At 59.3% G+C, this 12,769-nt stretch carries 13 protein-coding genes; 5 read left to right on the top strand and 8 right to left on the bottom strand.

The annotated features are described in order from the left end of the window. Positions 1–231 precede the first annotated feature (231 nt). Positions 232–525 (top strand): hypothetical protein, encoded by a 294-nt coding sequence (locus tag P2081_RS15435; RefSeq protein ID WP_278923760.1) that lies wholly within the window; start codon positions 232–234, stop codon positions 523–525. Between the two features lie 56 nt (positions 526–581). Next, positions 582–1,295, top strand: a complete 714-nt coding sequence (locus tag P2081_RS15430; protein ID WP_278923759.1) for a hypothetical protein — start codon at positions 582–584, stop codon at positions 1,293–1,295. Positions 1,296–1,404: 109 nt separating this feature from the next. Here the strand turns inward: P2081_RS15430 and P2081_RS15425 are convergent, their stop codons facing one another. Further along, complete coding sequence (locus tag P2081_RS15425) at positions 1,405–2,469, bottom strand: AraC family transcriptional regulator (RefSeq protein WP_278923758.1); 1,065 nt, start codon at positions 2,467–2,469, stop codon at positions 1,405–1,407. A gap of 131 nt (positions 2,470–2,600) precedes the next feature. Here P2081_RS15425 and P2081_RS15420 point away from each other — a divergent pair, with 131 nt between their 5' ends. The 3 genes from P2081_RS15420 to P2081_RS15410 all read left to right on the top strand — a co-directional run bounded on the left by P2081_RS15420 (position 2,601) and on the right by P2081_RS15410 (position 5,627). Next, the gene (locus P2081_RS15420; protein ID WP_278923757.1) at positions 2,601–4,370 is read left to right on the top strand and encodes an acyl-CoA dehydrogenase family protein; all 1,770 of its coding nucleotides are present in this window, start codon (positions 2,601–2,603) and stop codon (positions 4,368–4,370) included. A gap of 98 nt (positions 4,371–4,468) precedes the next feature. Continuing rightward, positions 4,469–5,275: a crotonase/enoyl-CoA hydratase family protein gene (locus tag P2081_RS15415; protein WP_278923756.1), complete on the top strand. Its 807-nt coding sequence runs from the start codon at positions 4,469–4,471 to the stop codon at positions 5,273–5,275. Between the two features lie 163 nt (positions 5,276–5,438). Continuing rightward, entirely contained in the window at positions 5,439–5,627 is a 189-nt protein-coding gene (locus P2081_RS15410) for a hypothetical protein (protein ID WP_278923755.1), read from the top strand. A gap of 59 nt (positions 5,628–5,686) precedes the next feature. Here the strand turns inward: P2081_RS15410 and P2081_RS15405 are convergent, their stop codons facing one another. The 7 genes from P2081_RS15405 to P2081_RS15370 form a co-directional block, all read right to left on the bottom strand. After that, positions 5,687–6,946, bottom strand: a complete 1,260-nt coding sequence (locus P2081_RS15405) for a nucleotide sugar dehydrogenase (protein WP_278923754.1) — start codon at positions 6,944–6,946, stop codon at positions 5,687–5,689. 122 nt (positions 6,947–7,068) lie between these two features. Continuing rightward, positions 7,069–8,127, bottom strand: coding sequence for an aldolase/citrate lyase family protein (locus P2081_RS15395; RefSeq protein WP_313790352.1), 1,059 nt, complete (start codon positions 8,125–8,127; stop codon positions 7,069–7,071). 51 nt (positions 8,128–8,178) lie between these two features. Continuing rightward, positions 8,179–8,979, bottom strand: a complete 801-nt coding sequence (hpaH, locus tag P2081_RS15390; protein WP_278923753.1) for a 2-oxo-hept-4-ene-1,7-dioate hydratase — start codon at positions 8,977–8,979, stop codon at positions 8,179–8,181. Next, a complete protein-coding gene (locus P2081_RS15385) occupies positions 8,976–9,833 on the bottom strand; it encodes a fumarylacetoacetate hydrolase family protein (RefSeq protein WP_278923752.1) in 858 nt (285 codons plus the stop codon). The genes hpaH and P2081_RS15385 overlap by 4 nt, the downstream gene beginning before the upstream one ends. Positions 9,834–9,901: 68 nt before the next feature. Further along, entirely contained in the window at positions 9,902–10,753 is an 852-nt protein-coding gene (hpaD, locus tag P2081_RS15380; protein WP_278923751.1) for a 3,4-dihydroxyphenylacetate 2,3-dioxygenase, read from the bottom strand. Positions 10,754–10,855: 102 nt separating this feature from the next. Continuing rightward, positions 10,856–12,364 carry a 5-carboxymethyl-2-hydroxymuconate semialdehyde dehydrogenase gene (hpaE, locus tag P2081_RS15375; protein WP_278923750.1) on the bottom strand — a complete coding sequence of 503 codons (1,509 nt, stop codon included), beginning with the start codon at positions 12,362–12,364 and terminating at the stop codon, positions 10,856–10,858. Further along, positions 12,361–12,765 carry a 5-carboxymethyl-2-hydroxymuconate isomerase gene (locus P2081_RS15370; protein ID WP_278923749.1) on the bottom strand — a complete coding sequence of 135 codons (405 nt, stop codon included), beginning with the start codon at positions 12,763–12,765 and terminating at the stop codon, positions 12,361–12,363. The genes hpaE and P2081_RS15370 overlap by 4 nt, the downstream gene beginning before the upstream one ends. Positions 12,766–12,769 lie beyond the last annotated feature (4 nt).

Genomic DNA, 12,769 nt, shown 5'->3' with positions numbered 1-12,769 from the left:
TGTCATGGTGCCGCAGTCCTGATGTTTATGTATGAAGTCAAGCACGTCACGCCCCCATGCGCAACGTTGAAATGATGTGGGGCGCGCGCAAACAACCGCGCTCGTCACGCTGGCAGGGCCTTGAGGCGGCCGCCCCGGCTCGCCCAGTGTCAAGTGCTGAGCCGGTGACAGGGGGCCTGTCTGAGTTCGTCGTTAGGTGCCGGGGGCGCTGGTTCGGAAGGGATCAATATCATGCGAAAGCTCAGAAAATTGTCTCCATTATTGCAGCCGGACATTCGCACCCGGCATGAAGAGACGAGCTGTGGGATGGGCAAAGGGAACGTCGGTGATCTAGCCTGTTCTGGGTTGTTGGCGCAAGATATTGGTATGTTTAATGATTTGGTCGATCAATTAGGCCTATTGAGTAGAATCCAGACGGCCTGTTGCAGCAAGCTGGCCCTCGGCCTGGCCTGTTTTGGCGGTAATTTTCGGGCGGAATTTCGCGCAGAAAGGCCGGGTGAGAACTCGCTAGAAACTTGTAAATAACGCCGAGTTATGGCCTATTGCTCGGAGGTTTTTGTTGATGTAGCTCGGGGGCGGATATGCTTAACTCGCTTGGTGCGTTCACCGCAGCTCAAGAAATTGACACCAGGAAGTTTATTGTAAACGTTCTGGTGGCAGATGATCGACCCCCCGAGGTTCGGTCATGCGAGGTCGTGCAGCAGCATTTTCGCAACCTTACCTCCTTTACCTCAGAATCGGGGTTTCACGACGTTTTCGTTCGGGATGTTGCCGCCGGACTAGAGGCCTGCCTGACAAAATTGACCCTGAAAGAGGCCGAAGTGGTTTCTTTTCCGACACTTGTGATTGAATCACCGGGGCTGATTTTGGCCGGTGCTCATGTGATGTCCAACTTTGGCAAGGACGGCTCTCTGAATATTATTGTCAGATTCCAAATCTTCCTCGGCGGTATCAATCATGCCTTCAAGGCCAATATTGGGTTTGATGACTATATCTGCAATCAGAATGTCAAAACCTCTACCCGGGTGTTGTCTGATATTGCCATGCCGCTTTTGGATCTGTCCGCCGCGGCAGAGGTGGGCCTGTCTGGTGATAGCGAAAGAATGGCTGAGTTTGGCAAGGAGCTGGCCAAGAAATCGCGAGAGCTTAGTTTCTATGTCGAACTCGTGAAACGCTATGTCGACGGCATTTGGCGGTTGGAACAGATGCAAAGCGAACCCACCGCCAAAATGGCGAAAGAGAAGCATCGACACCAGTTGATAGAAGATAAAAAGGTGAACTGTTCCGGCCATTAGACTCTGCGTGCTTTAGGTAGGCCCAAACCGCCCTGAGGTCGGTCGGGGCGTGTTCGCTGGAATGTTTTTCGTTCGCCCCGGGTTCTGTGATAATCTGTCTTATGTTAAATTATTGGGGCGTATTCGGTGTCGATACGGTTGCCAGCCCAAGGCGGCGATATTCGCCTGGGGTGGTATTGGTCCAGCGCCGAAATGCCCGGTGGAAATTGGCGGCCGAGGCAAAGCCGATATCTTGGGCGATTTCTTCTATGCTCTTCAATCCGCGAGTCAGATCGCGCAGCGCAATGTCACGGCGCAGCCCGTCCTTGATGGATTGAAAAGAGCTGCCCTCATCCTGTAGCCGCCGGATCAGGGTGCGCGGTGTCAGATGCAGCGCCAGGGCGGCCTGCTTGAGCTGCAGTTCCAGCTGCGGCGATTGCAGCAGCAACTCGCGCAGTCGCAGCGCAAAGGCATGGGTGCGGTAGCTGGTAAAGATCCAGTCACGTGGGGCCCGGAGCAAGAACGCCTGCATATCGGCCTCGCTGCGGGTGACGGGCAGATCCCCCAGTTGTTCGCCAAACACAATCTGTGATTGATCTTGGGCAAAGACGATCGGCGCGGGAAACAGGACGGGGTAGTCTTGGGCAAAGGTCGGGCGGGCAAAGGCAAAACCTACCTGCGCCAGCGGTAACTCGCGGCCTGCCAGCCAAGAGGCCACCCCATGCGCAAGCTTGAGTAACAGCATGTGGCCAAAGCGCTGCGGCGGCAGTGGCGCCGCCTGATCGCGTGGCAACAGGTTGATGCACAGCCCGGTGTCTTTGGTCTGCAGCTGCAATTGATAGTCATCCAGCAACAGGTTCCAGAAAGAGCAAAAGCGAAACAGCGCCGCCGAGAGAGAGGAGGCCCCGCGCATAGAGGAACACAGATGTTTCAGGGTGCCACTGCGAATGGCGCGGCTCCACAATCCCATCATTTCATCGCCGGTTTCCACTGCTACCAGCTGATACAGGCGCACGATCTGGTCGTGGGTGACGCGGTCAGCGGGTCTGGCCAAATCCACGCCGGCTAGCCCGCTTTGTTGCAGGAACCGCTGCAGTTGTTGTGGCGGGCATTGCTGGCGCAGCACCTGCAACCAATCTTCTAGAAAGGCGCGTGATACGGTGGGCAGGATTGCCGGGTTTGGATCAACAGGCATGCGTTCGGGTTTGCCCCGCTTTGTCACTTTATGCAAGGTTTACGTCGGTTGCAGAGATTGTCTTGACTATTTTCGATCCTTATTTGGCAGTAAGAGCAAGGCGAACCAGACTTTTAGAGGAGTGCCCACCCATGAGTTTTGATGCACCAGTCAAAGATATGTTGTTCAATATCGCGCATCTCTCCCGCTGGGCAGAGGTCTCGGGGCTCGCCCCCTACGCCAGCGTCGAGTTGGAAGATGCAGCTGCAGTTCTGGAAGAATTTGGCCGCTTTTGCGCCGAAGAAATCGCACCGCTGAATGCGCCGGGGGATCAGGCGGGATCGCATCTGCGTGACGGTCGGGTGCAGTTGCCTGATGGCTTTGCCGAGGCCTATCAGAAATTTGTTGAAATGGGCTGGCAAAGTCTGCCGCATCCCGGTGATTTTGGCGGCCAGGATCTGCCGCGCGCGGTTGGTGCGGCGGCTACCGAGGTGCTGAATGCCGCCAATCTCAGCTTTGCGCTGTGTCCGCTGCTGACGGATGGTGCCATCGAAGCCCTGCTGACGGCGGGTGATAGTGCCACCAAGGCGACCTATCTGGAAAACCTGGTCAGCGGCAAATGGACTGGCACCATGAACCTGACCGAACCTCAGGCCGGCAGTGATCTGGCACTGGTGCGCAGCCGCGCCGAGGTCCAGGACGATGGGACCTACCGCATCAGCGGCACCAAGATCTTTATCACCTACGGCGAACATGAGATGGCCGAAAATATCGTCCATCTGGTGCTTGCCCGTACCCCGGATGCCCCTGTCGGTGTCAAGGGCATCAGCCTGTTTCTGGTGCCCAAGTTTTTGGTCAATGCTGATGGCAGCCTGGGCGCGCGCAACAGCGTCACCTGCCAAAGCGTCGAACATAAGCTGGGGATCAAGGCGAGCCCCACCGCAGTGCTGGAATTTGACGGTGCCACTGGCTTTTTGATCGGCGAAGAAAACGCTGGCCTTACCTATATGTTTGAAATGATGAATTCGGCGAGATACGCGGTTGGTCTGCAGGGCATCGCCGTCGGCGAGCGCGCCTATCAGCAGGCGCTAGCCTATGCGCGCGAGCGGGTGCAAAGCGCCCCGGTGGATGGGTCTACCCGTGAGGCCGTGACCATCATTCACCACCCCGATATACGGCGTCTGCTGATGCGGATGCGTGCCCTGACAGAAGGTGCGCGCGCCATGGCGACCTATGCGGCCGGGTGTCAGGATCTGGCCCGCCACGCCGCCACCCCAGAGGCCCGCGCCGAAGCCAAGGCCCTGTCCGAATTTCTGACGCCGCTGGTCAAAGGCTTTAGCACCGAAAATGGCGTTGAGGTTGCATCCCTTGGAGTGCAGGTGCATGGCGGCATGGGCTTTATCGAGGAAACCGGCGCCGCTCAGCATTACCGCGATGCCCGGATTCTGCCCATCTATGAAGGTACCACCGCCATTCAGGCCAACGATTTGGTCGGCCGCAAGACCCTGCGTGATGGCGGTGCCACTGCGCGGCATATCTCGGCTTTGATTGGTGAAACCGAAGCGGCACTGCAGCAGGGTAGCCCGCAGGCGCAGGCGATGGGATCCCGGCTAAGTGCCGCGCGCAGTGCCTTTGACGCTGTGGTGACCCATCTGACAGGCCTTGGCAAAGATCAGATGCCTGCAGCCTTTGGCGCTGGTGTTCCCTATTTGATGCTGGCAGGCAATTTGGTCTCAGGCTGGCAGATGGCGCGCGCCCTTTTGGCTGCCGAAGCCGCGCTGAGCCGAGGCGAGGATCCGGCCTTTATGGAGGCGAAAATCGCCACCGCCCGGTTCTACGGCGCTCATCTGCTCTGTGAAACCGAGGTGCAGCGTGCCCGCTGTCTTGAGGGCGCCGAGAGCCTGGCTGCGGCACTCTTGTAACCCTGCCTGCTGGCGTCGTCTCTATTCCATCTAGACTCTGTGCCCCCATGACGGGGGTGCCCTCCTCCATTTTGCCCCATTGTTGCAAGGACCGTGACATGACACTCGAAATCGACCTTTCCCGCTTTAAAAACCTTGACCTTCAGGCCCATGACGATGGCGTCTGGGTGGTGACACTCAACCGACCCAGCAAACGTAATGCACTGGATATCGACACCATTGAAGAGCTGGTGGATTTCTTCTCCACAGCACCGCGCGCGGGGGTCAAGGCGGTGGTTCTGGCAGGATCCGGCGATCACTTTTGCGCCGGGCTGGACCTGATCGAACATCACGATGCCGACCGCAGCCCGGCCGATTTCATGCATGTCTGCCTGCGTTGGCACGAGGCATTCAACAAGATGGAATATGGTGGGGTTCCGGTGATTGCCGCCCTGCAGGGCGCGGTTGTCGGCGGTGGGCTGGAATTGGCCAGCGCCGCCCATATCCGGGTGATGGACGACACCACCTATTTTGCCCTGCCCGAGGGCCAGCGCGGGCTGTTCACTGGCGGCGGCGCTACCATTCGGGTCACCGATCTGGTTGGCAAATCCCGGATGATCGACATGATGCTGACGGGCCGGGTCTATCATGGGCAAGAAGCCTGCGACCTGGGGCTGGCGCAGTATATTGTCGAAGGGTCCAGCTTTGACAAAGCGCTGGAACTGGCGCGTCGCACCGCCGAAAACCTGCCTCTGTCCAACTTTGCCATCTGTTCCGCCGTGAGCCACATGCAGAATATGTCTGCCATGGATGCAGCCTATGCGGAATCCGTGGTGGCCGGGGTGGTCAACACCCAGCCCGACGCCCGCGCGCGTCTGGCGGCCTTTGCCGACAAATCCGCCGCGCGCGTGCGCCGCGACAGCTAACGCCTGCCGCCCTGGCCAAATCATCGGGCAGGGCGATACCGTGACATGGCTGGTCAAGATCGTCGCAAAGCGATAGACAAACAGCATGGCAGCCCCTGTCTGTCATAGTCGGATCTACGTCGCTTTGTTGCCCTGCCTTGGGCGAAAGGAAAGAATTGACCGCATGAAACATGTTCCCAAAGAAACCACCGATGATGCGCTTATTCAGGAATTCCTGAACAAAGGCGGCAAGGTCAGTATTGGCAAGACCAAGCCGATGCCAGACGAGCTGGGACTGAGCAACAATGTCTGGAACAACAAGATGACCAAGGAAGAAAAGGCGGCACGCAACGCGCCCAAGACCAAGGCTTAGCGGCATTTTCTTTTGACGCTGGGCCAGGGAGCGACAGTATCGAGGCCCTGCGGCGGCGGTTATAGTCGCAGGTCTGACTCTTCGGGGGGTAGGATGTATTTCAGATCGTAAAGCACCGTGTCCGGGCTGCCAAAGGCGCGGATTTGTGCTGCTGACATCGCGCGAAATACGCTATGTGCCACCGCAAGGATGATGCCGTCATAGGCGCCCGCCTCAGGCTGGTCTTGCAGGGTCAGGCCAAGGGTCGCCAGTGCCTGTGCCGGATTGGCATGGGGGTCATGCACATCCACCTGCAGACCGTAGTCTTCTAGTCCGCGCACCACATCGATCACACGGGTATTGCGCAGATCGGGGCAGTCTTCCTTGAAGGTAAGCCCCATTACCAGCACCCGGCGCATTGGTTTGCCGCGCTGCACCAAGGCCTTGATCATCTGCTGCGCCACATAGGTGCCCATGCCATCATTGAGCCGCCGCCCGGCGAGCAGGATATCGGGATGATAACCCAGGCTTTCTGCCTTGTGGGTCAGGTAATAGGGGTCAACGCCAATACAATGGCCGCCCACTAGGCCGGGCCGGAAGGGTAGGAAATTCCATTTGCTTCCTGCCGCTTGCAGCACTGCTTCGGTGTCGATGCCCATGCGGTTGAAGATCATCGCCAGCTCGTTGACCAGGGCGATGTTGATGTCACGCTGGCTGTTTTCGATCACCTTCGCGGCCTCGGCCACACGGATGCTGGGGGCCAGATGGGTGCCGGCGGTCACCACCTCGTTATACAACGCATCCACCTGCGCCGCGATGGCCGGGGTCGAACCGGATGTCACCTTGGTAATATCAGCCAGGCGGCGGGTCTTGTCTCCGGGATTGATCCGCTCTGGCGAATAGCCAACATGAAAATCCTGGTTAAAGCGCAGGCCGGATTCGGCCTCCAACACCGGTACGCAGTCTTCCTCGGTGGCACCGGGGTAGACGGTGCTTTCATAGATTACCAGATCGCCAGGTTTCAGCACGGCGCCCACGGTTTTTGACGCGGCCAGCAGGGGGGTCAGGTCGGGGCGGTGGTTGGCATCCACCGGGGTGGGAACCGTCACGATATAAATCCGCGCGTCTGAAATTGCGCTGGGATCGTTGCTTACACGCAGATGGCTGGCTTCGGCCAGTTCTGCAGTGGTGGTTTCGCGCGTCTGGTCCCTGCCGGCCTGCAAATCTGCGATACGCTGCGCGTCGGTATCAAACCCCAGGGTGGGGCGATGGCGGCCAAAGGCCACCGCAAGGGGCAGGCCGACATAGCCCAGGCCGATGATGCAAATCTGGTCCTGCAAGGTCTGCTCCTGCTTTGTTCCGGCGCTTTGATACAGGGTGCCTATGCCGCCTGTCCCCGCCCCCTATAGCCCGCCTGATACAGCGGGGCCAGCCCCTGGCAGGATCCGATCTCCCTGCCCGATCATTCCAGCCACTGCAGGTCAAATTCTTCACGAAAGGCAAAGCGGGTCAGGTGATCTGCAATTACCTGTTTCCATTGCTCAAGGTCCCCACGCGGCCCGGTGCTGGCGTTGACCTGCAGGTGATCTGCCGTCGCCGTCAGCAGCGCCTTTTGGCCACTTGCAAAGACAATGCTGCCTTTGGTTTCATTAAACTCGACCTCGCCCTTATGGGCCCAGTGTTTGCACAGCTGCTGCAGATAGCGGCTGGCGGCCTCGGTCTTGGCCGCACCTCTGGCGGTCTGGTCTGGCAGCAGCGCCAGGGCTGATTTAGCGTCGCGCCGGATCGCATTGGCAAAGAGCAACACATCGATGTGGGTCGCGACAAAGGTAGCCCCCGCCGCAAGACTGGCCTTTTGCATCGCCGGATCCAGGGTCAAGATCCCGGCCGCCTTGCCTGCGGCAACGATCTTTTTCAGGGCTTCCAGAACAGCGGTTTCGACCTCTGGGGCGCCGGCATTGCCAATGAACCCCAAATCAGCGGCCAGATCGGAGGGGCCAATAAAGACACCGTCCACCCCGTCGACGGCCAGAATGTCATCCAGCGCTGCCAGACCGGCGCGGTTTTCCACCTGTACCAATAGGCAGATCTCATCGTCAGCGGTTTGCAGATAGTCGGGGATCGCAGAAAACTGCGAGGCCCGCGCCAGGGCAGAGCCAACACCGCGCACCCCTTCGGGTGGGTAGGTGACGGCGCGCACCAGCTCGCGCGCCTGGGCACCGCTTTCAACCATCGGGATCAGCAGGGATTGGGCGCCGGCATCCAGCAACTGCTTGATCATCCAGGTTTCCCCAATTGGAGGGCGGACAATTGCGTGGCTGTCAGATGCGGCCAACACCTGCAACTGCGCCGTGATTGAGCGCAGGTCATTGGGCGCATGCTCGGCGTCGATCAGTAGCCAGTCATAGCCGGCTCCGGCGCTGATCTCGGCGCAATAGGGATCGGCAAGCCCCAGCCAGCAGCCCAACTGCGGGCTTCCGGCTTTCAGGGCTGCCTTGAAGGCGTTGTGTGGAGCAGGCATGGGCAATGTCCTTGTGGCAAAAGAAATGTCAGCGTTATCGCTAGGGGAGTGTCAGGCGAAGCAAATGTCAACCGCACCAAATGGGCCAAAGTCAGCGTGAATATCGGCACCTGTGGGGCATTCTACCGGACGGATGAAGCTCCCCGATAGCACCACCTGCCCTGGCTCGATGCTCTGGCCATACTGAGCCATGCGCCTGGCCAGCCAGACCACGCTTTCAACCGGATCGTTCAGCACGCCGGCACCCAACCCGGTCTCTTCGACTGCGCCATTGCGCGAGGTGATGGCCCCGACCCAGCGCAGATCATGGGCGTTGACCGGGTGACGTTCCTTGCCCAGAACGATGCCCGCATTGGCGGCATTGTCGCTGATCGTGTCATACACTGATCGGGTTTGCCCGGTTTCCGGGTCTGCGCGCAGGATCCGAGTGTCGAGGATTTCGATCGAGGGCGTCACATAGTCGGTGGCGGCAATAACCTCTTCGCGGCTGACCTTGGCGCCGCCAATGGCTGATTTCATCACAAAGGCGATTTCGGCCTCAATGCGGGGCTGGATAAACCGCCCTGCTGGCACCGTGGCGCCGGTTTCAAACAGCATATCGTCAAACAGGATGCCGCTGTCGGGAATGTCGATGTTGAGCGCATATTGCATCGCCTTGGAGGTCAGCCCGATCTTCCAGCCGATCACCCGGCGGCCTGCCGCCAGTTTGGCGCGGTAGATGGCGTTCTGCACCGCATAGGCGTCATCCATGCCCATGTCCGGGTGGCGTTTGGTCAGCAGGCCGATCTGCTGGCCACTGGCCTCGGCCTGCAACAGATCTGCTGCCGCCGCAGCGTGGTCCTGTGGGGTCATGATACCACCTCGTCCTCAACGCCATTGCGCAGGGTGCCGATGCCTTCGACCTCAACCTCGACCACATCACCGGGTTTCAGATAGCGCGGCGGATCAAAGCGGGCGCCAGCCCCCGTCGGGGTGCCGGTGATGATGATATCGCCGGGCTGTAGCGTCATGAAGGTGGAGATATATTCGATCTCGCGGCGGATCGGGAACATCATCCGCGACAGCACATCGTCCTGGCGGACCTCGCCATTGACGCGGGTGATGATGCGGGCCTCATCCAGCTGTCTGGCCTCGGTGAATGGCACCAGCCAGGGGCCGAGCGCGCCGGAGTTGTCCCAGTTCTTGCCTTGGGTGACGTTGAACTTGGCATGGCGCACCCAGTCGCGAATGGTGCCCTCATTGCAGAGCGTCAGGGCGGCGATATGGTCATAGGCGTCGTCCTGGCTGATCCGGCGACCACCCTTGCCGATGACGATGGCAACTTCGCCCTCATAGTCCAGGGTGTGGTTTTCCGGTGGGCGGACCAGATTGCGCCCATGGCCGGTGAACCCACTGGCAAAGCGGGGGAAAAGCGACATGTATTTCGGCTGCGCGCTGCCATCTTTGTATTCGGCGTTGCGATCCGGGAAGTTGACCCCAACGCAGAGGATACGCGGCGCATTGGGCAGTACCATCTCAAAAACATAGTCCGTGTGGGTCACGGGTCTGCCGGTGGCGGATTTTTCCAGTTCCGCCAGGCCCTGATTGGCAATCACATCATAGAGCGTTGCCCATTGTGGGCAGGCGTCATTCAGCGCGATCATGCCCGCCTCGGTGACGGCGCCAAAGAATGTCTCCCCCTCGGCGCTATAGGTTGCAAAACGCATCTGGTTTCTCCTCCACAAACAGGCGCCGTGGCGCTGCCCTGCGTATCATTGTTTGATGAGATGCCCGGTCAGACCGGGAAGATCATATTGGTCTGGCCCGTGCCGGAGGATGGAAAATACTCCGTCACCACTTCGCATTTGCCGGTGTATGTGTCCCAGCCAAGCGCCCCATAGAGCATCGCCGTGTCATGCATCGAACCTTCACCACAGCAGAATTGGGCATATTCGCGCAGCATTTTCAAGAACGTGGCATGGTCGCCCTGTTTCCACATCTCCAGCACATGCAGATCCATCTGACGGTTGAATTCGGAGGAGATGGTAAAGGTGCCATTGTTGGCGGCATAGTCCTTGTTGGCCCAGATCTTGTGGCTGAGACTGCCAGAGGCCACCAGCAGAACCTTTTCATCCGAGGCCTCAACCGCTTCGCGGATCGCTTCTCCGACAATGCGGCTCTCGTCGTGGTCATGCACTGTGGCCCAGGCGGCCACCGAGACCACCTTCATGTCATGTTCGCGGCTCATGAAGCGCATCGGCACCAGGGTGCCATATTCCAGCTCCAGACTGTCGAGCTGATGGCAGAGCGTATAGGCGCCCCTGTCGGTGGCGGCTTTGGCGATGGCCTCGCCCAGGGCCGGGTTGCCATCGTAGCCATAAGGCAGATCCTGAATGAACTGCGGGAATTCGTTCGAGGTGAACAGGCCTTCAAAGCGTTTGTTGGCATTGATGTGAAAGCCTGCGTTGATCACCCAATGGGTGTCGCAGATCACCACGGTGGTGGCGCCAAGCGCCTTGGCGCGGCGAGCGATTTCGGCGTGACCGTCAATGGCGGCCTGACGTGTCCCTTTGACCGGCCCGTCCTGCTCAGACATCAGCATGGTTGGGACATGGGTCATCTTGGCGGCGAGTACGATCTCTCCCATGGGGTCTCTCCTTGTGTCGTGGGGTGGAGGGGCCAGCCCCTCAATTTCAAATTGGCATTTGAAATTTCACCCCGGGATATTTTTGGCCAAATGAATTTGGGGTCATGCGCCGAGGCGGGTGATCTTGTGTTGGCCGGTGGCGAAGCCGATGTGTTTTTGCTCCATGTAGAAGTCAAAGCTCCAGTCGCCGCCGTCGCGGCCGATGCCGCTGGCCTTGACCCCGCCAAAGGGGGTGGGCAGGTGACGGACGTTTTCCGAATTTACCCAGATCATGCCGGCCTCAAGCTGATCGGTGAAGCGCAGGGCGCGGGTCAGATCATTGGTCCAGAGATAGCCGGTGAGGCCGTACTGGGTGTCATTGGCGAGGTTCAGCGCCTCTTCTTCAGTGCTGAAGGGGATTGAGGTGAGGACCGGGCCAAAGATTTCTTCCTGGGCGATGCGCATTTGATTGTTGGCATTGGTGAAGAGCGTGGGACGGATGAAATATCCGACATCGCCCAGTTTGGTGCCGCCTGCGGCGATGGTGGCGCCGTCCTGTGTTGCGATGTCGAAGTATGAGGTGACCTTGTTGTAGTGTTCTTCGCTGATCAGGGGCCCAATTTCGCTGGTGGGGTTTAGCGGGTGGCCTACCTTTATGTTGTTGACGCGATCAATCAGCTTGGCCTCAAAGTCGGCGCGGATTGTGTCCTGCACCAGCAGGCGGGAGGAAGAAGTACAGCGTTCGCCGTTGATCGAGTAGATCATGAAGATCACGGCATCCAGCGCCCGGTCGAGATCGGCATCGTCAAAGACGATGACGGGATTCTTGCCGCCGAGTTCCAGGTGCAACCGCTTGAGCGTATCGGCCCCCTGTTTGCTGATGGCGGCCCCGGTGCGGCTCTCACCGACGAAGGCGATGGCCTTGATCGCCGGGTGTTCGGTCAGGCGTTTCCCGGCATCGTGGCCATAGCCATTGACCGTGTTGAGAACGCCGGGCGGCAGGCCAGCCTCTTCGGCGATTTCGACAAGCAGGCGGGCGGAGAGTGGGCTGTCTTCCGCGGGTTTGTGAACCACGGTGCAGCCCGCTGCCAAGGCAGGGGCAATTTTCCAGGTCGATAGCATAAAGGGGGTGTTCCACGGGGTGATGACCCCAACCGGGCCAATGGGCTTGCGCGTGGTGATATTCATCAATGTGGGAGACTGCAGGTGATGGCCATCGCGTGCCTGCACCACTTGATCGGCAAAATAGCGAAAATTCTCGGCCCCGCGCAGCGCCGCCTTGGACATGAAGCGCAGGGTCTGGCCGGTGTCCCAGCATTCGCACAGGGCGATTTCTTCGGCGCGGGCTTCGATCCCGTCGGCAATGCGTAGCAGGATCTGTTTGCGTTCCACCGCCGGCATATCCCGCCAAGCAGCAAAGGCATTGGCGGCGGCATTGGCGGCGGCGTCTATATCCGTGGCATCACCACGCGCGACGTTGCAGATCACGCTCTTGTCCACCGGAGAGCGGCTCTGGAACACTCCGGCGGTGCCTGCGCAATCCTGGCCCGCGATGCGGTTCTGGATGCCAGTTTCTTTGAACCGGACCAGAAACCCGTTCAGTTTCTCGATGTTTTGGTTCAACACAGTCATGCGTTATCCTCCTGTGGGGATGGGGCCAGATGGGCCCGAATAGAGCCGGTTTTGGGGGAGTATTCAGGGTCGATGTCACGCATTTCCAGCGAAAGCGCGATGGAGTGATCTGCCATTGCCGCTGCAAGATAGCTGCGGGCGGTGGTGAAGATACGTTGGGTGGCCGCTTGCTTTTCTGTCGGGCTGCGGCCGGCGCGTAGGCGAATGGAAATATCAATGAATCCATGTTTTGGATCACCATCGGCAATGGCATAGTGATCGACCCGCACCGCTCTGACCCGCACGCCTGGCATGGGGAAGGTATCAATCTTCACCGCTGTTGCGCGGATCTGGGCGCAGAGGCCGGCAATGTCCACGACCTGTTCGAGATTGGGCGAATATTCGATCTGAAAGTGAGGCATGGGC

The sequence above is a fragment of the Pseudophaeobacter profundi genome, from assembly GCF_029697505.1.
In the GTDB taxonomy this organism is placed as follows: Bacteria; Pseudomonadota; Alphaproteobacteria; order Rhodobacterales; family Rhodobacteraceae; genus Pseudophaeobacter; species Pseudophaeobacter profundi.
This window is presented reverse-complemented; position numbering and strand designations above follow the sequence as displayed.

Bases quoted from the DNA above. Each gene is read 5' to 3' on its own strand.
- hpaD (WP_278923751.1), bottom strand. From the start codon at position 10,753: ATGGGAGAGATCGTACTCGCCGCCAAGATGACCCATGTCCCAACCATG.
- P2081_RS15385 (WP_278923752.1), bottom strand. From the start codon at position 9,833: ATGCGTTTTGCAACCTATAGCGCCGAGGGGGAGACATTCTTTGGCGCC.
- P2081_RS15435 (WP_278923760.1), top strand. From the start codon at position 232: ATGCGAAAGCTCAGAAAATTGTCTCCATTATTGCAGCCGGACATTCGC.
- hpaE (WP_278923750.1), bottom strand. From the start codon at position 12,364: ATGACTGTGTTGAACCAAAACATCGAGAAACTGAACGGGTTTCTGGTC.
- P2081_RS15420 (WP_278923757.1), top strand. From the start codon at position 2,601: ATGAGTTTTGATGCACCAGTCAAAGATATGTTGTTCAATATCGCGCAT.
- hpaH (WP_278923753.1), bottom strand. From the start codon at position 8,979: ATGACCCCACAGGACCACGCTGCGGCGGCAGCAGATCTGTTGCAGGCC.
- P2081_RS15415 (WP_278923756.1), top strand. From the start codon at position 4,469: ATGACACTCGAAATCGACCTTTCCCGCTTTAAAAACCTTGACCTTCAG.
- P2081_RS15410 (WP_278923755.1), top strand. From the start codon at position 5,439: ATGAAACATGTTCCCAAAGAAACCACCGATGATGCGCTTATTCAGGAA.
- P2081_RS15425 (WP_278923758.1), bottom strand. From the start codon at position 2,469: ATGCCTGTTGATCCAAACCCGGCAATCCTGCCCACCGTATCACGCGCC.
- P2081_RS15370 (WP_278923749.1), bottom strand. From the start codon at position 12,765: ATGCCTCACTTTCAGATCGAATATTCGCCCAATCTCGAACAGGTCGTG.
- P2081_RS15395 (WP_313790352.1), bottom strand. From the start codon at position 8,127: ATGCCTGCTCCACACAACGCCTTCAAGGCAGCCCTGAAAGCCGGAAGC.
- P2081_RS15430 (WP_278923759.1), top strand. From the start codon at position 582: ATGCTTAACTCGCTTGGTGCGTTCACCGCAGCTCAAGAAATTGACACC.